Source organism: Paenibacillus sp. FSL R7-269 (assembly GCF_000517865.1).
Lineage (GTDB): Bacteria > Bacillota > Bacilli > Paenibacillales > Paenibacillaceae > Paenibacillus_AQ.
The window spans coordinates 1-23,422 of record NZ_ASPS01000013.1 but is presented as its reverse complement, the minus strand read 5'-3'; the positions used below and the strand labels follow the sequence as shown (position 1 = coordinate 23,422).

Genomic DNA, 23,422 nt, shown 5'->3' with positions numbered 1-23,422 from the left:
GAAGCTAGAAGCAAAGGCTTACGCGCTTTGTTCTTCTTTCTCAGCAACAGCTTTAACTGCAAGCGCGAAGTTGCGCATTGGAGCTTGAAGCACGCTAAGCAGCATGGAGAGCAAACCATCGCGGGATGGCAGTTCAGCCAGTGCTTTCAGTTGGTCCGCATCGATAACTTTACCTTCTACAACGCCGCCTTTCAGTTTCAAAGCGTCGTTCTTCTTAGCGAAGTCATTTAGAATCTTAGCTGCTATTACCGCATCAGTCTCGCAGAATGCGATCGCTGTAGGACCAGTCAGGACAGCGTCCAGATCAGTCAGCTCAGCTGCCGCAGTTGCACGGCGAAGCAATGTGTTCTTCAGGACTTGAAACTCAACGCCAGCTTCACGAAGCTGCTTACGCAGTTCAGTCACTTGCGATACGTTCAATCCGCGGTAGTCTGCAACAACAGTGGAGACACTGTTCTGCAGTTTGCTAGCAACAACATCAACCGCATCCTGTTTTGCTTGGATTACTTTTGCATTTGCCAATTGTATACACCTCCTGAAAATTTATGTGACGGCGATCCTTCCGGAGAAACCGCGCCGTTCCTACGCAGGCATTAGAAAAGCCTCCGCAGATTCACGAAGGCTTGATAAAACGGAAGTTAGTCAGGCGAGCCTGGCACTTTTTGTTTCTATCACAACACCTCGGTAGGAAATTAAGCCCTACGGCACCTACTGTCTACGGTAAGCATATTCACATTTAAGATTGATCACCTTAATGTTCACAACTGTTATAGACTATCAAAGATTACTCTAGGAGTCAACCTTTAATTATCTGAAAGCAGCTGCGTTCACACGAGCGCTAGGTCCCATTGTGGACGAAATAGCGATGCCTTTAAGGTATACACCTTTGGCAGCAGCCGGTTTCGCACGGTTCAAAGCGTCCATAAGAGCTTTAAGGTTCTCGTTCAATTGTTCAGCGTTGAAAGACACTTTGCCGATTGGCGCGTGAATTTGGCCCGCTTTGTCAAGACGGTATTCGATCTTACCGGCTTTAATTTCTTGAACAGCCTTGGTAACGTCGAAAGTAACTGTACCTGCTTTAGGGTTAGGCATTAGACCTTTACCACCAAGCAGACGACCCAGTTTACCGACTTCACTCATCATGTCAGGTGTAGCTACGCAGACGTCGAATTCGAACCAGCCCTGTTGAATCTTGTTGATCATATCAGCATCACCAACAAAATCAGCGCCAGCAGCTTCCGCTTCCTTAGCTTTTTCACCTTTTGCAAATACAAGCACGCGTTGTGTTTTACCTGTGCCGTGAGGCAGGACAACAACACCACGAACTGCCTGGTCTTGTTTACGCGGGTCTACACCCAGACGAACTGCTGCTTCAACGGTTTCGTCAAATTTGGCAGTTGCCGCCTTTTTCACAAGCTCTACAGCTTCTGAAGGCTCGTAAGTCGCTTCGCTGTTAATCAGCTTAGCGGATTCTTGGTACTTCTTACCATGTTTAGCCATGAAATGTTCCTCCTTTGTGGTGTTAGCGGAAATTCCTCCCACATATTGCGGTCATGAACGACCGGTTCATCGAATACATATTAGTCTTCGATTGTGATTCCCATACTGCGGGCAGTACCTTCAACCATACGCATTGCAGCTTCAACAGATGCAGCGTTCAGATCGGGCATTTTGGTTTCAGCGATTTCACGAACCGCTGCGCGGCCCAGCTTCGCTACTTTTTTCTTGTTTGGTTCGCCGGAGCCTTTTTCTACTTTTGCAGCGATGCGAAGCAGAACAGCAGCCGGAGGAGTTTTGGTGATGAAGGTAAACGAACGGTCTTCAAATACTGTAATTTCAACCGGGATAATCAGACCAGCCTGGTCGGCAGTACGAGCGTTGAATTCCTTACAGAATGCCATGATGTTGACACCCGCTTGACCTAACGCCGGACCTACTGGAGGCGCTGGATTCGCTTTCCCTGCAGGAATCTGCAGTTTCACCATTTTAATAACTTTTTTAGCCATGAGTGACACCTCCTTGCGTAAATAGTGGTATTCGAATGCTAAACAGCATTCTCCCACAAGAAACCCTTGTGCTTGTTATATCTTCTCCACTTGAGTGAAATCCAACTCCAGCGGGGTTTCCCGTCCAAACATGTTGACATGCACCTTGATCTTGCTTTTGTCTGCCAAAATCTCTTCCACGGAGCCCACAAAATTCGCAAATGGACCAACCATAATACGTACGGATTCCTTAATTTCGAAATCAATCTTCGCTTTAGGTTCAACCATGCCCATATGCTTCAGAATCTGTTCAACCTCTTCGGGTAGCAGAGCGGTAGGCTTAGAGCCCGAACCAGTTGAACCGACAAATCCGGTAACGCCCGGCGTATTGCGGACAACATACCATGAATCATCAGTCTGAACCATTTCGACCAAAACGTAACCAGGGTAAACTTTGCGCATGACAGTTTTTTTCTTGCCATCCTTGTTCACCAGCTCTTCTTCCATAGGAACAAGAACGCGGAATATTTTGTCTTCCATGCCCATGGACTCAACGCGTTTTTCCAAATTGGCCTTGACCTTATTCTCATACCCGGAATAGGTATGAACAACGTACCATCTTTTTTCCATATCAAGCCACCTGGGACCTCTCTAAATAATCGCTTCAATCACAGCGGAAATACCGATGTCCAGAACCCAGAAGTAAAGAGAAATAACTACAATTGTACCGAGAACGATCAATGTATAGTTTTTCAGTTCTTTACGGCTAGGCCAGCGAACCTTTTTGAGTTCACTCCAGCTCTCAGTGAAAAAGGAAAACAAAGACTTGAAACTACGTTTCACGCCGACTACACCTCCAAAAGACTATCTGGTTTCGCGATGAGGAGTTTGCTCGTTACAGAACTTGCAAAATTTCTTCATCTCCAAGCGGTCGGGGTGATTTCGCTTGTTTTTGGTTGTTGCATAGTTTCTTTGTTTGCAACTTGTACAAGCCAAAGTGATAATTACCCGCATGATGTGCACCTCCCGAAGACGTACTTCTAATCATCAAATTAGAAGACGTAGATATTGATTCAAAAAAAAGCCGCGAATTTAGGCCTACCTAAAACACTTTAGCATAATATCAATGTCTGTGTCAACGAAAGTTTCCCCCATCGCACTGGGTAATTCCGGGTGCTGTAGCCTTATGCCATAAGTCATCTTTGATCCTGCTTCTTCCTGTACCGCTAGCTGTCTTCCATAATCATTATGCTGCAATTCGCTTGTGTATAAACCTGCCATCCTCCAACGCTTCACCCGTCGTAAATTCGCTGTATCCAAATCTAGCGGACACTAAAAAAAGACTCGAGTCCCGAGCCTTCCTAGTCATTATATCATTAATTGTCACGCACTTCCAGATATCTTTCCAATTTACGTTTCACTCGCTGCAAAGCATTGTCAATGGACTTCACATGCCGCTTCAAATCCTCGGCAATCTCCTGATAGGACCGTCCGTCCAGATAGAGCATCAGAACCTTGCGTTCCAAATCACTCAGAATCTCAGCCATCTTATCTTCCAGTCCGATGAACTCCTCCTGGTTGATAATCAACTCTTCCGGGTCCAGCACCTGACTTCCGCATATCACATCCATCAATGTCCGGTCGGAGTCCTCATCATAGATGGGCTTGTCTAACGAGACATATGAATTAAGCGGAATATGCTTCTGGCGGGTAGCGGTCTTAATGGCGGTTATAATCTGACGGGTAATGCACAGCTCGGCAAAGGCCTTGAACGATGACAGCTTGTCACCCTTGAAGTCACGGATGGCCTTGTATAAGCCAATCATGCCTTCCTGTACAATATCTTCACGATCTGCCCCGATCAAAAAATAGGAACGAGCCTTGGCACGCACAAAATTACGATACTTGTTAATTAAATGCTCCAATGCGCCACTGTCGCCACCACGGAAGATCTCGACAATTTCTTCATCACTTATGAAATCATACTCGGACAGCATTAATTCCTTGAGGTCGACACTCACCAAGAATCCCCCCGGCTGCAACGCAAGACACATCGTTACTTCTCGAAATATAGGAACAGTATATATTATGTTACCTTACACCGTCAACCGGATTTGTCCAAAAACAATCTTCAATAACATATTATGTCATTTTCTTGTAAGGGCAACTGCTATTCCTGTCCTACTGTCTGCGCCAGTCCTCCAGCCGCTTACGCGTCTCTGGTGGCAGCTTGTCTTCCAGCGAGTGACGGGTCCCGCTTACGCTTCCCGGCTCGATGGCCTTCTTCACCTGCTTCTGGTTCTCCTCAATCTCAAGCCTCAGTTCCCTAGCCGAAATCCGGAGTGCCCCCTGGGCAAAAACGACATGCTGCTCCACAAAATCGCTAGTGGCTACCGAGATTTGTCTGCGGCGGTGCGTGAATTCCCCCACCAGCCGTTCGATGCATTCATCTGCTGTTTCCTTCTCCTTGGTGAAGAAGACCTGGATCTTCCCTTGTTCAAACGATCTGCCCAGTCCCGGCACACGGTAAGCATCGAATACAGCAATGACGCGCAGCCCGGAGAATGCCTGATAATCGGCCAGCATATCGAGCAGCCGGTCGCGTGCCCCCTGCATACCGGTCTGCGACAATGCCGCAAGCTCTGGCCAGCCGCCGATCATGTTGTATCCGTCCACGAGCAGGATATCGCGCCAGTCTGCCATAGTTATCCCTGTTCTTGGCGGCGGCGGATTACCTCGTACATGATTACACCCGCTGCCACCGAAGCATTCAGAGAGTTGATTTTCCCCGCCATCGGCAGCTTAAGCAGCACATCGCATTTCTCACGGATCAGGCGGCCCATCCCTTTATTCTCATTGCCGATCACCACGGCTACCGGTCCGGTGAAAATATCCGATCCGAACAAATTCTGATCGGTATCCACATCCGTACCGACTACCCAGACTCCCAGCTCCTTCAGCCGGTCAATGGTCTGTCCAAGATTCGTTACGCGGGCCACGGGCACATATTCGACTGCACCAGCCGAGGTCTTGGATACAGTGGCAGTAATCTGCGCGGAGCGGCGCTTCGGCACAATGACTCCGTGCACACCTGTGCAGTCAGCCGTACGCAGGATAGACCCGAGGTTATGCGGATCTTCGATTTCGTCCAGCAGGAGCAGAAACGGCGGTTCTCCCTTGGCTTCAGCAATTGCCAGAATATCAGCAACCTCCGTGTAGGCAAAAGGCGCCGCCTGCGCCACCACTCCCTGATGCTGGACGCCCGGTGCGAGCTGATCCAGCTTGCGCTTGTCCACATGCTGAATGACAATACCTGCTTTGCGCGCTTCCGCAACGATAGGTGCGGTCAGGTGCTTTTGCGCAGTTTCGGCGATCCATATTTTATTGATTGTCCGTCCCGCTCTAAGGGCTTCAAGCACCGAATGCTTGCCTGCCAGTATTTCCTCTTCAGTTCTCAATTCTTCCATATTCTTATCTCCTGTTCTGTATACTCACTTGGGGCGGTGCATCATATATTCGATACTGCTGTGAACAAGCTCCTGGATTCTCGCCTGTTGTCCTGTGTAATATAAATAGCCGATCATGCATTCAAAAGCAGTGGCGTGGCGGTATTCCAGTACATCCGCATTTTTGGGAATGCTCCCGGATTTGGCGTTGCGTCCCCGTCTGACCACATCCTTCTCTTCCTCGGTGAGCACCGGATCCAGATAAGCAAGAATGGTGCTCTGCGCTCTGGCGGAGACCAGCCCGGTCGCTGACCGGTGCAGATGCTGGGGCCGCAGATTGGGCAGCGAGATCAGATACTGCCGGACTGCAACTTCGTAAATAGCATCCCCTGCATACGCAAGGACAATAGGCGGCAGCAGGTGGGCCGGCTTGGAGGGTTCATACGGGAACCAGGCACGGTTCAGATCAAACAGCCCGTTCATTTACGCCGCCACCGCATTCCCTGTGGAGTATCTTCCAGCAGAATCCCCAGCGCATTCAGCTCATCGCGGATTTCATCCGACCGGCTCCAGTTCTTGTTCTTGCGCGCTTCCGCACGCTCCGCAATCAGGCGTTCTACCTCTTCGCTCGCCACTTCTTCCTCAGCCTCTACCGTGAGGCGTAGTACAGCGTTCATCTCGGCAAAAGCCTTCAGTAATGCGGCGAAGTCAGCCGGATTCGCCTCATGATCAGCAAGCGTAAGGTTCGCCAGGCTCACCCAGTCAAATACCGCAGTAATGGCATCCGGTGTATTGAAATCATCCTGCATCCGGGCATGGAAGTTGCTAAGGGTAGCGGCCAGACGCTCCGTAACCTGCGGACTTGCCTCACCTTCTGCCCCCTGCGCCGCCAATTCAAGGCGATGCTTCACATTGCCTTCGGCCAGAGCGATCCGCTCTACGCTTTTCTCAGCAGACAGCAGTGCTTCCTCGGTGAAGTTCAGCGGATTGCGGTAATGGCTGGAAAGCATGAAGTAACGTATAGCCCCCTGCTTAAAGCGGGCACGGATATCCTTCACAAGGAGTCCATTTCCCAGCGACTTTGACATTTTCTCGTCGCCGATATTCAGAAAAGCATTATGCATCCAGTAATTCGACAGCGGCTCCCCCGTCAGCGCTTCGGTCTGGGCACATTCGCATTCATGATGCGGGAATTTCAAATCCTCACCGCCGCCGTGAATGTCAATCGTCGTACCTAAATATTCGCGCACCATCGCCGAACACTCAATATGCCAGCCGGGACGGCCTTCTCCCCATGGACTGGACCAGTGCACTTCGCCCGGCTTGGCTGCCTTCCAGAGTACGAAATCCTCCTGGTTCTCCTTGCGCGAATCCACCTCGACACGGATACCGAAGCGCAGCTCTTCCAGATTCTGGCGGGACAGCTTGCCATAATTGGCAAATTTGCCGGTACGATAATATACATCGCCACCGTTCTCATACGCGTAGCCTTTGTCTTCAAGCTCCTTAATGAACTCGATAATCGTGTCCATGCTCTCCGTAACGCGCGGATTCATCGTCGCCGGCTTCACGCCAAGCCCGGCCAGATCCTCCTGGTAGGCGGCGATGAACATTTCGGCTACCTCGGCTACGGTGATGTTCAGCTCCTCCGCCTTGCGGATCATTTTATCATCCACATCGGTGAAATTTGTCAGATAGCGGACCTCATTCCCAAGCGCCTCCAGGTAGTTGCGCACCATGTCAAAAACAATGACCGGTCTTGCATTCCCGATATGCATATAGCCGTAGACCGTGGGTCCGCAGACATACATCTTCACCTTATCCGTCTCCTGCGGTACAAATTCTTCCTTTGTGCGCGTCATTGTGTTGTAAATATGCAAAGCCATTCTTGTCCCAACCCTTTCTATTGTCCCCGGATTCGTGAAATGCCGGTGCTCTTAAATTTCGTAATCGCCGATATATTGCTGGCTTTCGAGCCGCCGCTGTTCCTTCTTCTGCTTATCTTCAGCACCCATCTGTTCTCTTAGCTCCTCGATCTCCTTCTGCAGGAACTTGAGGGAATCAATCAGCGGGTCTGGCATCTTGGTATGATCCAGCCGGTCGGATACACGTTCCCCGTTACGCTTGACCACACGCCCGGGATTGCCGACTACCGTACTGTTGTTAGGCACTTCACGCAGCACGACTGCGTTAGAGCCGATATTAGAATTATCGCCGATTCGGAAGGAACCCAGTACTTTGGCACCAGAGCCGATAACTACATTGTTGCCGACGGTAGGGTGACGTTTGCCCTTCTCTTTGCCGGTTCCCCCAAGTGTAACGCCCTGATAGATAATGACATCATCGCCAATCTCGCAGGTCTCACCAATGACAATACCCATTCCGTGGTCAATAAACAACCGGCTGCCGATGACCGCTCCCGGATGAATCTCTACTCCGGTCATGAACCGGCTGATCTGCGAAACCATGCGTGCCAAGGTAAACCAGCGGCGTTTGTAAAAAGAGTGGGCCGTCCGGTGTGCCCAGATCGCGTGAAGCCCGGCGTAGGTGAAGACTACCTCGAACCTGCTGCGGGCGGCGGGATCATTGTCGAATACTGCCCGAATATCCGACTTGATATGCTTAAACATCGCGGTTCCCCTCTTCTTTGAGATGCTATATTTCAAGCAGAAACGGCTTTGCCGTCCTTTGGATGGACGGTACCGTTTCAGCGAGAAATAGAAGGATAATGGATAGCGTGAAACCTACACATTCTTATATTTCAACAAAAAACGCCCCTGCAGCATCATAGCTGCAGAGACGTTTAACCGCGGTCCCACTCTGCTTGAACATTGGTATATGTCAGAGCTGTAAACTTGCAGCCCCGTATCCGGTGTTCCTCTTGGTGTCTGTAACGGCGACAACCCGGCACAGTCTACAGCCCCGCACAAGGACGTTCAACCATGCAGCTCACAGGTGCATCTTCAGCGGCAGACAAATGAATAACTCCCAGCCTGCAAGGACGTTCGCCCTTAAGCGGTTATTCTCTCTGGTAATTGTCTGTATACGCCTACTTTTCCTGATCCCAGCTATTCTTATATTCTTCTATCTTAGCGAAAAGCCGCAAAACTGACAAGGGTCTTCTCCCCTTGTATGTCCTGCCCTAAGCGCCTTTGATTTGTGATTTCAGACGTTCGATCACCCGGCTGCGGCCGAGCAGCGCAATCGTTGCATTCAAGTCCCGGCCATGCATCTGTCCAGTAAGAGCGACACGAATCGGCATAAACAGCGCTTTGCCTTTGTGCCCGGTCTCCTTCTGCACTTCCTTGATCAGAACAGCCATATGCGGGGCGCTGAAATCTTCAGCAGCCTCCACTTTAGCCAGAAATGCGGACAGCACTTCAGGAACCTGGGCTTCGGCAAGCACCCCAGCCGCTTCAGTCTCCAGCTCCAGGTGGCTGCGGAAGAACAGCTCGGAGAGAGCGACAATATCGGACGCGGCGGTCATTTGTTCCTGGTACAGCGCAACCAGGCTTTCCGCCCAGCTCTGCTGCTCCTGACTGAGTACCTCAGGCAGACGGCCTGCCTTCTGCAAATGAGGAATGGCAAGTGCAGCAATCCGCTTAGGATCGGCATGCTTGATATAGTGATTGTTCAGATGCGCCAGCTTGTTCGTATCGAACACTGCCGGACTCTTCGACAGGCGGTCCGCCGTAAAGATCGAAATCAGCTCTTCCTTGGTGAAGATTTCCTCTTCCCCCTCAGGCGACCAGCCCAGCAGGGTGATGAAGTTGAACAGGGCTTCCGGCAGGTAGCCCAGCTGGTCGTACTGTTCAATAAACTGAATGATCGATTCATTTCGTTTGCTCAGCTTCTTATGATCATCGCCGACAATCAGCGTCATATGGCCAAAGAGCGGAGCTTCCCAGCCCAGTGCCTCATAAATCATGAGCTGGCGCGGGGTATTGGAGATATGATCCTCTCCGCGCAGCACATGAGAGATAGCCATCAGATGGTCGTCTACCGCTACGGCGAAGTTATAGGTCGGAATACCGTCCTTCTTCACGATGACGAAGTCGCCCATTTCTTTGCTATTGAACGAAATGCTGCCTTTTACGATATCATTGAAGGTATAAGTACGGTCTTCCGGAACAAGGAACCGGATGCTGGCCACGCGTCCCTCCGCCTCAAAGGCCAGGCGCTGCTCCTCGGTCAGATTACGGTGTTTGCCGGAATAACGCGGGGTTTCGCCGCGTGCCGTCTGCTCCTCGCGTTCGGCCTCCAGCTCTTCCTCCGTGCAATAGCAGCGGTAAGCCAGGCCGCGGTCCAGCATATCCTGCCAGTAAACACGGTACAGATCCAGACGCTCAGTCTGGCGGTAAGGCCCGTATTCGCCCCCTACATCCACACTTTCATCCCAGTCAATTCCCAGCCACTTCAAATACTTCAGCTGGCTCTCTTCACCTTCTGCAATGTTGCGCTTGAGATCCGTATCTTCAATCCGGATAATGAATTTGCCGCCCAGATTGCGGGCGAACAGATAGTTAAACAAGGCTGTTCTGGCATTTCCGATATGTAAATGTCCCGTAGGGCTCGGTGCGTAACGCACCCGAACTTGATCCGCCATGGGTTTCCCTCCGCTTCATATTGGTTAAAATTAGGTCTTTACTTACGCTAAAGCCATCTCACGATGATATCACATCTTGCAGCAGACAGACAATAGATTGGGCGGCAATTCCCTCTCCGCGCCCCGCGAAGCCCAGTTGCTCAGTCGTTGTTGCTTTTACATTCACCTTCGATACGTCAGCGTTCAACGTGCGGGCAATAATCTCCGTCATCTGCGGAATATATGGCGCCATCTTCGGTTTTTGTGCAATGATGGTTGAATCGATATTCCCCAGCCGGTATCCGCGCTCACGCGCAAGTGCCCATACCTGCTCCAGCAGCTTCAGGCTGTCTGCATCCTTAAACGCCGGGTCCGTATCCGGAAAATGTCTGCCGATATCCCCCAGTCCCAGCGCTCCCAGTATAGCGTCGCTTACAGCATGCAGCAGCACATCCGCATCCGAATGCCCCAGCAGCCCCTTCTCATAAGGAATCGTCACTCCGCCGATAATACACGGTCTTCCCTCGACCAGCTGGTGTACGTCAAATCCTTGTCCTACAGCAATCATCTGTGTTCCTCTCCCCTGCTTCTTACTGTGAATTCAGCGAAATCCAAGTCTTCCGGCGTCGTGATCTTAATATTCATGTAGCTTCCTTCTACAACTGACACGGTAATGCCGCTGCGTTCAGCCAGACTGGAATCATCAGTCCCGAGAAAACCGTCCCGCTCTGCCTCCTCATAGGCGGACAGCAGATCGGACAAACGAAAAGTCTGCGGGGTCTGAATCACCCACAGACTTCGCCGATCCGGCGTTGACAGCACCTTGCCTTCACTGTCCACCTGCTTAATCGTATCCTTAACCGGTACTGCAAGCACCGACGCTCCATCGGACTGAGCCCGCTCGTAGCAAGCCTCTATCTCGCTGTCCTGTACGAATGGCCGTACCCCGTCATGAACCATGACCCAATGAGTCTTAAGTTCCTCCAGTCCGCGGCGAACCGAATGCTGGCGCTCCGTTCCCCCGGGAATGACCGCAGCCACCTTATCCAGCTTGAAGGCTTGTACCCATTGCTTACAGCGCTGCACATCCTCTTCCCCGGTGACAAGCACAATCTCAGAGATCAGCTTATGCCGCTGGAACACCTCCAGGGTATGCACGATAATCGGCTTGCCCTGCAGCAGCAAATATTGCTTGCTCTCTGCCGTCCTCATCCGGGTTCCTCTGCCTGCCGCTACGATAACGACGCCAACACTGTTTGACATGCTTTCGGCTCCTGTCTTTCTTTCACGTATACTCCCATCATAACGTGTTTGGCTGGCATTTCCAAGCCCGAAAGGTGCTGCCGGAAGCCTTGACTGAACTTATTGTGCTTTTTCCAGAAGCTTCGGTTTGGCAAAAATCATCCGTCCTGCCGATGTCTGCAGCACGCTCGTCACCAGAACCTCCATCGTAGTGCCGATATAATCCCGGCCGCCCTCCACCACAATCATCGTGCCATCGTCCAGATAGGCTACGCCTTGTCCATGTTCTTTGCCGTCCTTAATCACCTGTACAATGATCTCTTCGCCCGGCAGAACCACCGGCTTCACTGCATTCGCCAAGTCATTAATATTCAGCACTGACACTCCCTGCAGCTCGCACACCTTGTTAAGGTTGAAGTCGTTGGTGACGACCTTGCCGTGCAGCACTTTCGCCAGCTTGACCAGCTTGCTGTCCACTTCCGAGATCTCCTCGAAATCCCCTTCATAGATCAGCACCTTGACGTCCAGCTCTTTCTGAATCTTATTCAGAATATCCAGCCCCCGGCGTCCACGGTTACGCTTCAGCAGATCGGATGAATCGGCAATATGCTGCAGCTCCTCCAGTACGAACTCAGGTATAACAATGGTACCTTCGATGAAGCCCGTTTTGCAGATGTCAGCAATCCGTCCGTCAATAATCACGCTGGTATCGAGGATCTTATGCTCCTGATTTCCGCGTTCCTCCGGTTCCGCAGAGCGCGCCCAGCGTCCGGTATTCCAGAGCGAAGCGAGCTCCTCCTTCTTCTCCAGTCCGATCCGCAGACCCATATAACCCAGGGCAAGCGTAGCAGCTACCTGCAGCAGCTCCCCTGCTTTGCCCAGCCAGGCCATAACGGGATACAGCAGCAGAGACAGCAGCAGACCTCCCGTAAGCCCCGCTGCGCTTGCAGCAAGCTCATTCATCGGGATACGCGAGCAATACGCAACCGCCTCCCGCAGTTTTGAACTTGCCCAATCCGCGCATAAAGTCCCCGCAATCAGAAAAATAATGGCACCCAGCACCGCACACAAAACGCTTCCTTCCATAGGCAAGCTATCCTCCAGTTTCCCAAGGCCTACCGGGAACCCTCTTTCTGCCGCGTGATATAGCGAATAACCGGACCAGGCTCCACATAACCCGGCAAGCATCAAAATCATCTTTTTCCACATAACCTCGCACCTCCTTTTATTCATCCATCAATCCTCTATACCTCACCAGTATGTTCCAATTTTTAGGACAATAATCCAGGGGGCCGTTATTTTTTCTGTAAGCCCGAAATTCCCGGTCAGCTCTCTTGCCGTAAACCTCTATTTCTGGTTGAAAATGAGGGAGACCCTGGCATATAATGAACTCAATTCGAACCCAGGGGTGAATGGAAAATGAGCGCACCAAGTTTACAGGCCTTTCAGGATCAAGTCTCCGAACTGCTGCTCCGTCACCGTAGTCTTCTGGATGTAATGTCCAAGAACGGACAGAGCAGTGCTTCCGTCAACCGGGCTGTCGTCAAAGCCATTACCGAATGCGGCTGCATTCAGCTGCACGCCACCAAGCAGGTCTTCGAGCCCACTCTAGGCCTTGAGCAAGCCAAAGAGCTTGCAGGGACTCATCTGGCAGGAGAGCTGTGTGAGAACTGCCGGGAGGTCATTGGCTCCGAGCTGGGCCGCGAGTTGTTCTACATGTCTGCACTCTGCAATTTGCTTGCTATCAATATGGACGAGGTTGTCGCCAAGGAATCGCAGAAATGCGCAACACTCGGGTTGTTCAACTTGTCCTGAGCAGACCGTCCGCGCTCTCCTTCATCCATTCCCCCAGCTCCGGGGGAACCGTATTCCTTATACTTCCCTTCCCGCAAGCAGCAAAAAGGCATTGCACTCTCCTGATATCAGGAAAGGCAATGCCTTTTGTACAAATATAAGAATTTATATGTTTCACGCAATAACTTATCCTTATATTTCTCGCTGAAACGGTACCGTCCTTCAAAAGGAGGGCTAACCGTTCTTGGAATGATATACCTTATCTTCCGCGCGTCTTCTGCGGCGGCGTTGCCGCCGAACCTTAAATAGTCCTAAGCTCTGTCTGAAGCCATACAAGGCATACAGCGCCAGCAGTCCAAAGATCAGCTTGGCAATCTGTTCAGGGAAGACCACCGCAACAGCTACAGCGATCACGATAACTACAGGTGCGCCTATAACCGCTTTTTTGGGAAAACCGATCTTCTTGAAGTTGGGATACTTCACTGTGCTGACCATCAGATAGGACAGCAGCAGGGTAGCCACAATCATGAATGGTGCAGATACATCCTTATGGAAAAGTGCAAGCGTGGCCAGAACCCCGCCCGCAGCAGGAATAGGCAATCCTACGAAATATCCCGGAATCCCCGGGCGGACATTGAACCGGGCCAGACGTAAGGCTCCGAATACAGGGAAAATCGCTGTGACTGTCCATCCCACTGCAGGATTCAGCTCCTGCAGACTTGTTAAATACATAATCAGCGCCGGTGCGACTCCGAACGAAACTACATCGGATAAAGAATCCAGCTCCTTGCCGAATTCACTCTCACATTTCAGCGCACGGGCCATACGGCCATCCAGCCCATCGAGCAGCATCGCGATAATCACCATGATAGCGGCCATGCTCAGCTTGCCGTCAAACGCCATCATGATACCAAACATTCCAAGCATCAGATTACCAATCGTAAAAAGACTTGGAATTGATTTTTGTATCATTTCTTCACCTCAATTTTCCTACTTGCACTGCATGGGACTGTAACATTACGTGATTGTATGGTATTTACATTTGTCTGTCAATAAGAACTTGTTTCTGGAGCCGCTTCAGCCCGTCCTGAATATTGCGTGCGCGGACCTCGCCAATGCCATCTACTTCATCAAGCTCAGCTATGCTTGCCGTCATCAGGTTAGGCAGCATTTCGAAGCGTTCCACCAAATTGTGAATGATTACATTCGGCAGCCTTGGGATCTTGTTCAGCAGGCGGTAACCGCGCGGAGTCACAGCTTCTTCGGAGGAAATGGCTGTTGAGGAATAGCCCAGCAGGCGGGCAATATGGTTGTCATCCATCAGTTCATCATCGCTGCTGCGCTTCAGCCCGGCAATGATCTCACGGATCTTCTCCTCCTGCTCTTCCCTGGCATAGTCTCTGTACAGCAGCCATGCTTCTTCCTCAGTATTTCCAACCAATTCTTCCATCTGCATGCTGATCAGCCGGCCTTCATTGCCAAGCTCGTTGATGTATCGCTTAATTTCCATTTTGATTCTCAGCACCATCTCTACGCGCTGAATCACACCGACAACCTCGGCCACCGTCACAATCCCCTCGTATTCGGAAGCGGACAGGTTGGTCAGCCCTTGTGTCAGAACGGCTTTGTACTTCTCCAGAGTCTGAATCGCCTGGTTGGCCTTGGCCAGAATGGCACCGATTTCCTTGAGCGCGTAACGGATGGAGCCCTGATACAGCGTAATAATATTCCGGCGCTGGGAAATGGAAACGACCAGTTTGCCGGTCTGCTTCGCTACACGTTCAGCCGTCCGGTGCCGGATTCCTGTCTCAATCGAAGAGATGGAGGAATCAGGGATCAGCTGCGTATTGGCGTACAGAATCCGCTTCAGATCCTCGCTCAGAATAATCGCCCCGTCCATTTTGGCCAGCTCGTATAAATAGTTTGGTGAAAAATCGCAGTTAATGGAGAAGCCGCCATCGACAACCTCCATGACTTCCGGACTATATCCGACAACAATCAGTGCCCCGGTCTTCGCGCGAAGCACATTCTCCAGTCCTTCCCGGAAGGGTGTTCCAGGTGCAGCCATTCTAAGCAGATCATTCATATTATCTAATGGATTATATTCTTTCATGTCCCTGTGCCCCCTAATCTAACGCAACCGCTAGTGCCTGTGCTACTGTGCTGACGCCTATAATCTGGATATCCTGCGGATGCTTCCAGCCCTTCAGACTCTTCTCGGGCATAATGACCCGCCGGAAGCCAAGCTTGGCCGCCTCTTTCACCCGCATCTCTGCGCGTGATACCCCTCTCACTTCACCGGTAAGCCCTACCTCCCCGAAGAACACATCATACGGCTTGGTCGGAAAATCACGGAAGCTGGAGGCAATGCTGATGGCGACAGCCAAATCCACCGCCGGCTCATCCAGCTTCACCCCTCCCGCAACGTTGAGGTAAGCGTCCTGATTCTGCAGGAACATGCCCATCCGCTTCTCCAGTACAGCAATGATCAGCGCCATCCGTTGATGATCCATCCCTGTGCACATTCTGCGGGGCGAAGGGAAATGTGTCGAAGCTACCAGCGCCTGCAGTTCAACAAGAACAGGTCTTGTGCCCTCCATGCTGGCTACCACCGCAGAACCGGCCACTCCAAGCGGGCGCTCGGACAGGAACAGCTCCGACGGGTTCTCCACCTCGGTCAGCCCGATTTCACCCATTTCAAAGATCCCGATCTCATTCGTGGAGCCGAAGCGGTTCTTCACCGCACGCAGCAGACGGTACGTATGATGGCGTTCCCCTTCAAAATAAAGGACACAGTCCACCATATGCTCTAACATACGAGGGCCGGCAATAGCGCCTTCCTTGGTTACATGCCCTACAAGCACCGTGGCGATTCCCCGGATCTTCGCAATCCGCATGAATCTTGTCGTACATTCCCGCACCTGTGCTACACTGCCCGGCGCACTGGTTACTTCCGGCATAAATACAGTCTGGATCGAGTCAATGACCAGAAATTGAGGCTGAATCTGCTCAATGGCTTCCTCAATGCTCTCCATGTTCGTCTCACATAGAACGTACAATTCCGCAGAGAGCGCTCCGAGTCGGTCGGCCCGCAGCTTGGTCTGCCGCACAGATTCTTCCCCCGAAATATACAGCACGCGCAGCCCTTGTGTAGTCAAGGCATGCGAGGTCTGCAGCAGCAGTGTCGATTTCCCGATTCCGGGGTCGCCTCCAACCAGCACCAGCGAGCCGGGTACAATTCCGCCGCCAAGCACGCGGTTAAGCTCCCCGATGCCCGTCAGAATACGCGGCTCCTTGTCACTTTCTATATTTATGATCGATTGCGCCTTTTCTTTACTCTGAAAAATAGGTGCATTCATGCCTTGTGTTTTGACGACGCTTTCCGTTTCCTCTACCATCGAGTTCCATTCCTGGCACCCCGGGCACTTCCCGAACCACTTTGGTGATTCGTAGCCGCATTCGGTACAGAAAAATTTTGTTTTAGGTTTAGCCATGTGCACTCCTTACCGTCCGAACTTGCTAAAATTGCGGATATTTTACTCTTATTCAAAGTTTACCATTTCTGCACACTGAACGGAAGGACACTTAAGATCTAGTTTTAATTTGCGTCTTCTTTTAGGCATGCCTGAGGGTCGGAAACAAATAAAGCTCCCGCCCCTCTATACGGAGGAGCGGGAGCTTTGTTTCATTTTCTGGAACAATTATTCAGTTTCGACTGTTTTCTCCAGGGAGACCTCGGCCGGCGCCTCAATGGTGGTTACGACCAGTTCGCCGTTCACCTCATCAATGTTCAGGGAATCGCCCTTCTTGATGTTTCCTTTGAGCAGCTCTTCGGAGAGGCGGTCTTCGATATGCTTCTGAATCGCCCGGCGGAGCGGACGGGCACCGAAGGCCGGATCATAACCCTCTTTGGCCAGGAACGCTTTGGCTCCGTCGGTAAGCAGGAAGTCTACATCATGCTCACGCAGACGCTTGCGCAATTCGTCGGACATCAATGTAACGATCTCTGCGATATGCTTCTCCTCCAGAGAGTGGAAGACGATGATCTCATCGATCCGGTTCAGGAACTCAGGCCGGAAGCTCTTCTTCAGCTCTTCCATAACCTTGCCCTTCATATTGGTATAATCGGCGCCTGCATCTTGAACAGCCGTGAATCCAAGCGTCGAATTCTTCTTGATTGCCTGTGCCCCGACATTGGAGGTCAGGATAATCAGGGTATTGCGGAAATCGACCACGCGACCTTTGGAATCGGTCAGACGGCCGTCTTCCAGCACCTGCAGCAGAATGTTAAACACTTCAGGGTGGGCCTTCTCGATCTCATCCAGCAGGACAACCGAATAAGGCTTGCGGCGCACCTTCTCTGTCAATTGTCCGCCTTCTTCATACCCAACATACCCTGGAGGCGCTCCGACCAGACGGGAGGTGGAATGCTTCTCCATGTACTCCGACATGTCGATGCGGATGACCGCATTCTCATCACCGAACATCGCTTCGGCAAGCGCACGCGCCAGCTCTGTCTTACCAACCCCGGTAGGTCCGAGGAAGATGAAGGAGCCCATCGGACGTTTCGGGTCCTTCAGGCCCGCACGCGCCCGGCGTAGAGCCCGGCTGACTGCCTTAACGGCCTCATCCTGGCCGATTACACGTTCATGCAGCAGAGCTTCCATATTCAGCAGACGGTCCGTTTCTTCTTCCTTCAGCTTACTGACCGGAATGCCGGTCCAGCTGGCAACCACCTGTGCGATATCCTCAGGTGTAACCTGGGAATCGGTGCGGCCCTGCTTTTCTTTCCACTGATTCTTCGTAGTATCCAGCTCTTCACGAATCTTCTGCTCGGTATCGCGCAGTGCAGCAGCCTTCTCGAACTCCTGGCTCTGAACTGCGGAATCCTTCTCCTTGCGGATATCATCCAGACGCATTTCGAGTTCCTTCAGATTCGGCGGAATGGTGTAAGAATTCAGTCTTACCTTGGAGCCCGCTTCATCAATCAGGTCAATGGCCTTGTCCGGCAGGAACCGGTCTGGAATATAGCGGTCCGACAGCTTGACAGCTTCCACAATGGCTTCATCCGTAATCTTCACCCGGTGATGTGCTTCATAGCGGTCACGCAGGCCGAAGAGGATCTGAACAGCTTCTGCAGGCGAAGGCTGATCCACCGTAATCGGCTGGAAGCGGCGTTCCAGGGCAGCGTCTTTCTCGATATATTTGCGATATTCATCAAGCGTAGTGGCACCGATGCATTGCAGCTCACCACGGGCCAGGGCAGGTTTCAGGATGTTGGAAGCATCAATTGCGCCTTCTGCACCACCCGCTCCGATCAGCGTATGCAATTCATCGATGAAGAGCACGATATTGCCTGCTTGGCGAATCTCATCCATAATTTTTTTGAGGCGGTCTTCGAACTCACCGCGATATTTCGTACCGGCCACTACAGAACCCATATCGAGGGTCATGACACGCTTGTCGCGCAGCGTCTCCGGAATTTCATTGTTGATAATCTTTTGAGCCAGACCTTCGGCAATCGCCGTTTTACCGACCCCAGGCTCACCGATCAATACCGGATTATTCTTGGTGCGGCGGCTCAGCACTTGAATGACACGCTCAATTTCCTTGCTGCGGCCGATCACAGGATCGAGGTTACCGTCCTTGGCATAAGCTGTCAGATCGCGGGCCAGGCCGTCCAATGTTGGCGTGCTGACGTTAGCCGGAGCTCCGCTGTGACTGGAGGTTGCTTCATTGCTCCCCAGGAGCTGCAATACCTGCTGGCGGGCCTTGTTCAGGCTAATGCCGAGATTGTTCAGCACACGGGCTGCTACGCCCTCTCCCTCGCGGATCAGACCGAGCAGGATATGCTCTGTTCCCACATACGTATGACCCAGCTTGCGGGCTTCGTCCATAGACAGCTCGATTACCTTCTTGGCACGAGGAGTATAAGCGATGTTGGTCGGTTGTTCCTGACCTCTGCCAATCAGCGTTTCTACTTCATCCTGTATCTTCTCCAGACCCAGACCAAGTCCGATCAATGCCTTAGCGGCAATGCCGTCTCCTTCACGAATCAGTCCGAGTAAAATATGCTCTGTCCCAATGTTGTTGTGTCCCAAACGTACGGCTTCTTCCTGCGCCAGCGCCAGCACCTTTTGTGCGCGTTCCGTAAATCTTCCAAACATCATATCTCCTGCACCTCCACGGATAATAAATATCTATAATTAATGTTGTGATCCCAGTGTCTCCCGGAGCAGCTTTGCCCGGTACATATCGCGTTCAGTAGGCGACAGCTCGTCACCGAACAGCTTTTGCAGAAAGCCCGGCTGAGTCTTGACATTCAGCTCATTGAGCACTGAAATCGAAGGCCCTTCCAGAATCCCCAGATCTACACCAAGCCGCAGATCGGAGAGCCGCTGTGCCGATTCTTTCAGTTCCATCACAGCAGCATAGGCCAGTATTCCGTAGGAGCGCTTGATACGGTCAGTAATCCGCAATGCGGAATCCGCCAGCAGGCGATCACGCGCATTCCGCTCATGCTCTATAATCTGGGTGACTACGCTGTGAAGATTCTCAATAATCTCACTTTCGGTCTGTCCCAGCGTAATCTGGTTCGAGATCTGAAAGATATTCCCTACTGCTTCGCTGCCTTCACCATAAATTCCTCTAACGGTAAGCCCCACCTGATTGACTGCAGATAAAATGCGGTTGATCTGATGAGTCATCACCAAGGCCGGCAGATGGACCATAACCGAAGCTCTTAGCCCAGTTCCCACATTGGTGGGACAGCTTGTTAAATATCCTCTGCGGTCATCGAAGGCGTAATTGACAGCAGCCTCAAAAATATCATCGATGGCGGTCGCCCTCACCCATGCTTCTCTGACCTGCAGCCCAGGGAACAGGCATTGAATGCGGAGATGATCCTCCTCATTAATCATAATGCTGACCGACTCATCCTCATTAAGAATAACTGCCCCGCCTTTGGAGTCATCCGCCAGATTAGGACTGATAAGGTGCTTTTCCACCAGCACTTTTTTGTCCAGCTCACCCAGCTCATCCAGTCTCAGCAGTTCAAAGCTACCGAAATCTGCAGAGGCATCGCCCTGAAATACAGGGGCAAGCTGCTCCAGCACCTCCTCCGACTGCTCTGCCGAAGCAAGTAGCGGGAACGGAAGATGCTCCAGATTACGGGCGATACGCATACGGCTGCTGATGACAATCTCTGAATGACTGCCGCCGCAGCGCATCCATTCACTAAGTGCTTGTTCGGTATACCGGAGACTTGACATGCCTGATCCCCCCTATATATCAAAGACTTTACTCTTGTGGAATTTCTTTTTCAAGCTTGCGGATTCTGTCCCTCAGCTCAGCTGCGGTTTCGAACTCCTCCTGCACAATACTCTGCTGTAATTCCTGCTTCAGCTCATCTATCTGGCGCTTGCACATAATCTGTGCTCCAGCCCGCTTGGGAAGCTTGCCGACATGTGCTGTACTGCCATGCACCCGTCTGAAGAGCGGGTCAAGCGTACTGTCGAAATACTTATAGCAGGAGCTGCAGCCGAACCGTCCCAGCTTGCTGAACTGTGAATAGGTCATACCGCAGTTTTCGCAATGCAGACCTTGCACACTTTGTGCTGCTGCTGATTTTCCCTTGCCCGAGCCCTCCAGGTCCAGGAGACCGGAAAGCAAGCTGTGGATAGAGAAGCCTCCCGCAGTTCCGGGAATCAGTTCACCCTTCTCCCGCGCACAGCTTTCGCAAATATGAAATTCCGTCTTCTCCCCGTTCACGATCTTCGTGAAGTGGAGTGTAGCCGGTTTGACGCCGCATTCCTGGCATAGCATGAGCGGTGTCCCTCCTTACCATTTGACAAATTATTTGCCCAATAAAGAGATTAGCATAGCCTTCATAAGCTTGGCACGAATCTCATCCCGGTACGGCAGATTAACCGTCAGGCATTCCCGGGAAACCGCAGACCGCATTAGACACGCTTCACGTTTGGAGAGGAATCGGGCCTCCTCCAGCTGATAAATCAGCCCTTCGGCAGAATTCTGATCCATATCATTCCCTATCGTGGAGTTCAGATGTGCGTATAGGGCCACATTCTGTGGCAGCTCATAGCGCTGAATCCGGATATATCCGCCGCCTCCGCGTTTGCTCTCCACCACATATCCCTTTTCCAATGTGAACCGTGTGCTGATGACGTAATTGATCTGTGACGGGACACAGGAGAACTGGTCCGCCAGATCATTGCGCTGAATTTCCACCGTACCTTCGGGACTTTCATGCAAAATATTCTTCAGATATTGTTCAATAATATCGGAGATATTACGCATCACTCATCCTCCAGTGTGTAAGCATTGGTTAAATCTGTGCTGCGCCAACGCCTGCCGTCAGAGACATGCTCTTAAGAATTTAACCCTGGCAATGCAATAAGAATCGGCTGCAAAAGCCTCTGCACTGCGCTTTTCTCTAAATGTTACATTCCTGAGAACGATATATCCGGCCTGCGTTGACTTTGACTTTCTTTGACTTTTTCATATTATAACATATTCTCACTGAATTCCAAGGGGTTACTCTTATTTTTTACTTTTTGGCTGTATTGTATTCCGGTTGCCTGCTTAGTTCCATGAATTGAGGCGTTATGTATAGGAAAGCTCCTCCGCTTCCAAGGGAAGGGGAAGAGCTTTTCTCTGTCAGAAAAAATCGAATAATGCCGTCTCGGCCTGCGGAATCAGCGCTTCAAGCCAAGCTGTCGCCTCAGCAGTCCCGGATAATTGTCCGTACTTTGCCGCCTGAAGCGGACGTTTATACCCCATCAGCAGCACAGTAAGCGTGCCGATACTGCATTCCAGGTCAGCCTCTGACCGCTCGCCCTGAATTTGGGTAAGCGTCGCCTCCCCCTGCTCCGACACCGTCCACTGCCACAACCCGTTGTTCCAGGACGCATGCTTATCTTCAATATAAAGCACCCGCTCCCGTTCACCCTCCGGCACATTGAAGCTCATGTTCTCCACAAAAGCCTTGGCATTGACGATACGCGCCATGAAGTATGGATAATTCTCCTGCGCAATCCGCGGATCAGGAAGGAGAAAGGGCAGAATATCGTCAGCAGGCACCAGCTTCAGCTGTGCAGCCGTAATCATGGAATCATGATTGGCAAGGAAGGTCCACAAGCCCTGGCGGGCAAGCTCGTTCCCATAGATGAACTCATCTATGACCAGCTCCTGCTGCACTATCTTATACAGCACATAACCTTCCGGGTCACCCTGCTCAGAATAAAACACACAGGAATGTGTATCGTCATCAAGCACACTTTCCTTCCACCAGGTCTCACTGCGCTGGAGAGTACCGTTATACCTCATGGCGAATTGGTCGTACAACTGCCGGAATACTGCAAGATCAGAGGTATCGCGCTTCACGCTGCCCTTAATCTCTGTCTTATGCGGGAACTTCCCTACCGGAAGAGTGTACTTCTTATATTCACAATAGATCTCCCAGCCGAATTTACGGTAAAAGGGAATCAGGAACGGATGCAAAAAGGACAATGTCTGACCGGCTTCGTTCATTGTCTGGAGCGCATGGGTCAGCAGATGGGCAACATACCCCTGCCGGCGCTTCTCCGGCCAAGTAGCTACACCGGCGATGCCCCCCATAGAAACGGGCTTGCCTTGTATATATACCTGTAACGGAAGAAGCGTCAGCTTCGCACCGATGCTGTTCCCTTCAAAAATCGCCCAGGTTTGTTCCGGTTTGAAATTCTCCTTGGCGTGTACTCTATCTTCTGCAGAAACCTTATACTTAAAAGCATATTCGGACAAGCTCAGGCTGTCCTCAAATTCTCCGGCACGTAATTGCCTGATTTCCATTCTGTTCCCCCCGTTACATTCCATAAATTAGCTCCAGATATTTGCTTAATAGAGAGTATAACAAGCCAAGCCGCCAGATGCTAATAAAGGCAAGCCATCAGCTGCAAAAATAATAGTTATCCACAGCTTTTGCACAGCAAAGCAAAAAACCGGAAAGAGTTACTTTCCGGCTTAAAAGAGTTATCCACGATTACATTTTATCTATCCACAATATTCACTTTTTATCCACAAAATCGGTGTATTACTTATGTTTTCGCTTGACTCATCCACAATATTATGCGTGATGTCCCCATAATCCGGGCATCATTCTGTTCCTGTAAAGGTATCCACATGTGCGCAACTTTTCTGTACTTACTGAAATCTATCCACAGCTTTTCCACAGCCCTGCCTGCACGCAAAAAAACCACTGTCGATTGCTCAACAATGGCTCATTCGCTTGGCAACGTCCTACTCTCCCAGGACCCTTCGGTCCAAGTACCATCGGCGCTGGAGGGCTTAACGGTCGTGTTCGGGATGGGTAC

At 51.3% G+C, this 23,422-nt stretch carries 25 protein-coding genes, 1 rRNA gene and 1 other annotated feature; of the genes, 1 reads left to right on the top strand and 25 read right to left on the bottom strand.

The genetic code is table 11. The features are described from left to right. Window positions 1–18 precede the first annotated feature (18 nt). The 16 genes from rplJ to C162_RS05765 form a co-directional block, all read right to left on the bottom strand. On the bottom strand, window positions 19–522 hold the full coding sequence (gene rplJ / locus C162_RS05840) for a 50S ribosomal protein L10 (protein WP_036692359.1): 504 nt from the start codon (window positions 520–522) through the stop codon (window positions 19–21). A 64-nt stretch (window positions 523–586) separates the two neighbouring features. Further along, window positions 587–739: a sequence feature (ribosomal protein L10 leader region), on the bottom strand. Window positions 740–807: 68 nt separating this feature from the next. Then, window positions 808–1,500: a 50S ribosomal protein L1 gene (rplA, locus tag C162_RS05835; protein ID WP_036692357.1), complete on the bottom strand. Its 693-nt coding sequence runs from the start codon at window positions 1,498–1,500 to the stop codon at window positions 808–810. A gap of 80 nt (window positions 1,501–1,580) precedes the next feature. After that, complete coding sequence (gene rplK / locus C162_RS05830; RefSeq protein ID WP_019908208.1) at window positions 1,581–2,006, bottom strand: 50S ribosomal protein L11; 426 nt, start codon at window positions 2,004–2,006, stop codon at window positions 1,581–1,583. Window positions 2,007–2,081: 75 nt separating this feature from the next. Next, window positions 2,082–2,615, bottom strand: coding sequence for a transcription termination/antitermination protein NusG (nusG, locus tag C162_RS05825; protein ID WP_020427084.1), 534 nt, complete (start codon window positions 2,613–2,615; stop codon window positions 2,082–2,084). A gap of 21 nt (window positions 2,616–2,636) precedes the next feature. Continuing rightward, complete coding sequence (gene secE, locus C162_RS05820) at window positions 2,637–2,828, bottom strand: preprotein translocase subunit SecE (RefSeq protein ID WP_036692354.1); 192 nt, start codon at window positions 2,826–2,828, stop codon at window positions 2,637–2,639. 21 nt (window positions 2,829–2,849) lie between these two features. After that, window positions 2,850–2,999, bottom strand: coding sequence for a 50S ribosomal protein L33 (gene rpmG, locus C162_RS35250; RefSeq protein ID WP_074086515.1), 150 nt, complete (start codon window positions 2,997–2,999; stop codon window positions 2,850–2,852). 362 nt (window positions 3,000–3,361) lie between these two features. Continuing rightward, window positions 3,362–4,006: an RNA polymerase sporulation sigma factor SigH gene (gene sigH, locus C162_RS05810; RefSeq protein WP_036692348.1), complete on the bottom strand. Its 645-nt coding sequence runs from the start codon at window positions 4,004–4,006 to the stop codon at window positions 3,362–3,364. A 160-nt stretch (window positions 4,007–4,166) separates the two neighbouring features. Further along, entirely contained in the window at window positions 4,167–4,688 is a 522-nt protein-coding gene (locus C162_RS05805) for an NYN domain-containing protein (RefSeq protein WP_036692346.1), read from the bottom strand. Window positions 4,689–4,690: 2 nt separating this feature from the next. Continuing rightward, window positions 4,691–5,452, bottom strand: coding sequence for a 23S rRNA (guanosine(2251)-2'-O)-methyltransferase RlmB (rlmB, locus tag C162_RS05800; protein WP_036692343.1), 762 nt, complete (start codon window positions 5,450–5,452; stop codon window positions 4,691–4,693). Window positions 5,453–5,476: 24 nt separating this feature from the next. Beyond that, window positions 5,477–5,914, bottom strand: coding sequence for a Mini-ribonuclease 3 (locus C162_RS05795; RefSeq protein ID WP_036692340.1), 438 nt, complete (start codon window positions 5,912–5,914; stop codon window positions 5,477–5,479). Continuing rightward, window positions 5,911–7,317, bottom strand: coding sequence for a cysteine--tRNA ligase (cysS, locus tag C162_RS05790; protein WP_036692338.1), 1,407 nt, complete (start codon window positions 7,315–7,317; stop codon window positions 5,911–5,913). Before cysS ends, C162_RS05795 begins: the two co-directional genes overlap by 4 nt. A 51-nt stretch (window positions 7,318–7,368) precedes the next feature. Further along, a complete protein-coding gene (gene cysE / locus C162_RS05785) occupies window positions 7,369–8,061 on the bottom strand; it encodes a serine O-acetyltransferase (protein WP_036692335.1) in 693 nt (230 codons plus the stop codon). 512 nt (window positions 8,062–8,573) lie between these two features. After that, complete coding sequence (gene gltX, locus C162_RS05780; protein WP_036692333.1) at window positions 8,574–10,037, bottom strand: glutamate--tRNA ligase; 1,464 nt, start codon at window positions 10,035–10,037, stop codon at window positions 8,574–8,576. A 58-nt stretch (window positions 10,038–10,095) separates the two neighbouring features. Then, on the bottom strand, window positions 10,096–10,584 hold the full coding sequence (gene ispF, locus C162_RS05775) for a 2-C-methyl-D-erythritol 2,4-cyclodiphosphate synthase (RefSeq protein ID WP_036692332.1): 489 nt from the start codon (window positions 10,582–10,584) through the stop codon (window positions 10,096–10,098). Beyond that, a complete protein-coding gene (gene ispD, locus C162_RS05770; protein ID WP_036692328.1) occupies window positions 10,581–11,279 on the bottom strand; it encodes a 2-C-methyl-D-erythritol 4-phosphate cytidylyltransferase in 699 nt (232 codons plus the stop codon). The genes ispF and ispD overlap by 4 nt, the downstream gene beginning before the upstream one ends. 99 nt (window positions 11,280–11,378) lie before the next feature. Then, complete coding sequence (locus tag C162_RS05765) at window positions 11,379–12,467, bottom strand: PIN/TRAM domain-containing protein (protein ID WP_036692324.1); 1,089 nt, start codon at window positions 12,465–12,467, stop codon at window positions 11,379–11,381. Window positions 12,468–12,677: 210 nt separating this feature from the next. Here C162_RS05765 and C162_RS05760 point away from each other — a divergent pair, with 210 nt between their 5' ends. After that, entirely contained in the window at window positions 12,678–13,073 is a 396-nt protein-coding gene (locus C162_RS05760) for a hypothetical protein (protein ID WP_036692322.1), read from the top strand. A gap of 213 nt (window positions 13,074–13,286) precedes the next feature. Here the strand turns inward: C162_RS05760 and pssA are convergent, their stop codons facing one another. The 9 genes from pssA to rrf form a co-directional block, all read right to left on the bottom strand. Further along, on the bottom strand, window positions 13,287–14,024 hold the full coding sequence (gene pssA, locus C162_RS05755; protein WP_036692319.1) for a CDP-diacylglycerol--serine O-phosphatidyltransferase: 738 nt from the start codon (window positions 14,022–14,024) through the stop codon (window positions 13,287–13,289). Window positions 14,025–14,088: 64 nt separating this feature from the next. Then, window positions 14,089–15,165, bottom strand: coding sequence for a DNA integrity scanning diadenylate cyclase DisA (disA, locus tag C162_RS05750; protein WP_036692318.1), 1,077 nt, complete (start codon window positions 15,163–15,165; stop codon window positions 14,089–14,091). Window positions 15,166–15,178: 13 nt separating this feature from the next. Next, window positions 15,179–16,546: a DNA repair protein RadA gene (gene radA / locus C162_RS05745; protein WP_036692317.1), complete on the bottom strand. Its 1,368-nt coding sequence runs from the start codon at window positions 16,544–16,546 to the stop codon at window positions 15,179–15,181. A gap of 207 nt (window positions 16,547–16,753) precedes the next feature. After that, window positions 16,754–19,222 carry an ATP-dependent protease ATP-binding subunit ClpC gene (clpC, locus tag C162_RS05740; RefSeq protein ID WP_036692316.1) on the bottom strand — a complete coding sequence of 823 codons (2,469 nt, stop codon included), beginning with the start codon at window positions 19,220–19,222 and terminating at the stop codon, window positions 16,754–16,756. A 36-nt stretch (window positions 19,223–19,258) separates the two neighbouring features. Further along, on the bottom strand, window positions 19,259–20,323 hold the full coding sequence (locus C162_RS05735; RefSeq protein WP_036692315.1) for a protein arginine kinase: 1,065 nt from the start codon (window positions 20,321–20,323) through the stop codon (window positions 19,259–19,261). Between the two features lie 28 nt (window positions 20,324–20,351). Then, on the bottom strand, window positions 20,352–20,876 hold the full coding sequence (locus C162_RS05730; protein ID WP_036692314.1) for a UvrB/UvrC motif-containing protein: 525 nt from the start codon (window positions 20,874–20,876) through the stop codon (window positions 20,352–20,354). Window positions 20,877–20,906: 30 nt separating this feature from the next. Then, on the bottom strand, window positions 20,907–21,368 hold the full coding sequence (locus C162_RS05725) for a CtsR family transcriptional regulator (protein WP_036692312.1): 462 nt from the start codon (window positions 21,366–21,368) through the stop codon (window positions 20,907–20,909). A 360-nt stretch (window positions 21,369–21,728) separates the two neighbouring features. After that, window positions 21,729–22,901, bottom strand: coding sequence for a GNAT family N-acetyltransferase (locus C162_RS05720; protein WP_036692310.1), 1,173 nt, complete (start codon window positions 22,899–22,901; stop codon window positions 21,729–21,731). A 434-nt stretch (window positions 22,902–23,335) separates the two neighbouring features. Further along, window positions 23,336–23,422 (bottom strand): 5S ribosomal RNA (rrf, locus tag C162_RS34160); the annotation flags it as partial.

Excerpts from the sequence above, each read along its gene's own strand:
- C162_RS05735 (WP_036692315.1), bottom strand. The coding sequence starts at position 20,323 with ATGTCAAGTCTCCGGTATACCGAACAAGCACTTAGTGAATGGATGCGC.
- cysE (WP_036692335.1), bottom strand. The coding sequence starts at position 8,061 with ATGTTTAAGCATATCAAGTCGGATATTCGGGCAGTATTCGACAATGAT.
- cysS (WP_036692338.1), bottom strand. The coding sequence starts at position 7,317 with ATGGCTTTGCATATTTACAACACAATGACGCGCACAAAGGAAGAATTT.
- nusG (WP_020427084.1), bottom strand. The coding sequence starts at position 2,615 with ATGGAAAAAAGATGGTACGTTGTTCATACCTATTCCGGGTATGAGAAT.
- C162_RS05765 (WP_036692324.1), bottom strand. The coding sequence starts at position 12,467 with ATGTGGAAAAAGATGATTTTGATGCTTGCCGGGTTATGTGGAGCCTGG.
- rlmB (WP_036692343.1), bottom strand. The coding sequence starts at position 5,452 with ATGGAAGAATTGAGAACTGAAGAGGAAATACTGGCAGGCAAGCATTCG.
- disA (WP_036692318.1), bottom strand. The coding sequence starts at position 15,165 with ATGAAAGAATATAATCCATTAGATAATATGAATGATCTGCTTAGAATG.
- gltX (WP_036692333.1), bottom strand. The coding sequence starts at position 10,037 with ATGGCGGATCAAGTTCGGGTGCGTTACGCACCGAGCCCTACGGGACAT.
- rpmG (WP_074086515.1), bottom strand. The coding sequence starts at position 2,999 with ATGCGGGTAATTATCACTTTGGCTTGTACAAGTTGCAAACAAAGAAAC.
- pssA (WP_036692319.1), bottom strand. The coding sequence starts at position 14,024 with ATGATACAAAAATCAATTCCAAGTCTTTTTACGATTGGTAATCTGATG.
- C162_RS05730 (WP_036692314.1), bottom strand. The coding sequence starts at position 20,876 with ATGCTATGCCAGGAATGCGGCGTCAAACCGGCTACACTCCACTTCACG.
- rplK (WP_019908208.1), bottom strand. The coding sequence starts at position 2,006 with ATGGCTAAAAAAGTTATTAAAATGGTGAAACTGCAGATTCCTGCAGGG.
- C162_RS05720 (WP_036692310.1), bottom strand. The coding sequence starts at position 22,901 with ATGGAAATCAGGCAATTACGTGCCGGAGAATTTGAGGACAGCCTGAGC.
- rplA (WP_036692357.1), bottom strand. The coding sequence starts at position 1,500 with ATGGCTAAACATGGTAAGAAGTACCAAGAATCCGCTAAGCTGATTAAC.
- C162_RS05760 (WP_036692322.1), top strand. The coding sequence starts at position 12,678 with ATGAGCGCACCAAGTTTACAGGCCTTTCAGGATCAAGTCTCCGAACTG.
- clpC (WP_036692316.1), bottom strand. The coding sequence starts at position 19,222 with ATGATGTTTGGAAGATTTACGGAACGCGCACAAAAGGTGCTGGCGCTG.
- C162_RS05725 (WP_036692312.1), bottom strand. The coding sequence starts at position 21,368 with ATGCGTAATATCTCCGATATTATTGAACAATATCTGAAGAATATTTTG.
- C162_RS05795 (WP_036692340.1), bottom strand. The coding sequence starts at position 5,914 with ATGAACGGGCTGTTTGATCTGAACCGTGCCTGGTTCCCGTATGAACCC.
- radA (WP_036692317.1), bottom strand. The coding sequence starts at position 16,546 with ATGGCTAAACCTAAAACAAAATTTTTCTGTACCGAATGCGGCTACGAA.
- ispD (WP_036692328.1), bottom strand. The coding sequence starts at position 11,279 with ATGTCAAACAGTGTTGGCGTCGTTATCGTAGCGGCAGGCAGAGGAACC.
- C162_RS05805 (WP_036692346.1), bottom strand. The coding sequence starts at position 4,688 with ATGGCAGACTGGCGCGATATCCTGCTCGTGGACGGATACAACATGATC.
- ispF (WP_036692332.1), bottom strand. The coding sequence starts at position 10,584 with ATGATTGCTGTAGGACAAGGATTTGACGTACACCAGCTGGTCGAGGGA.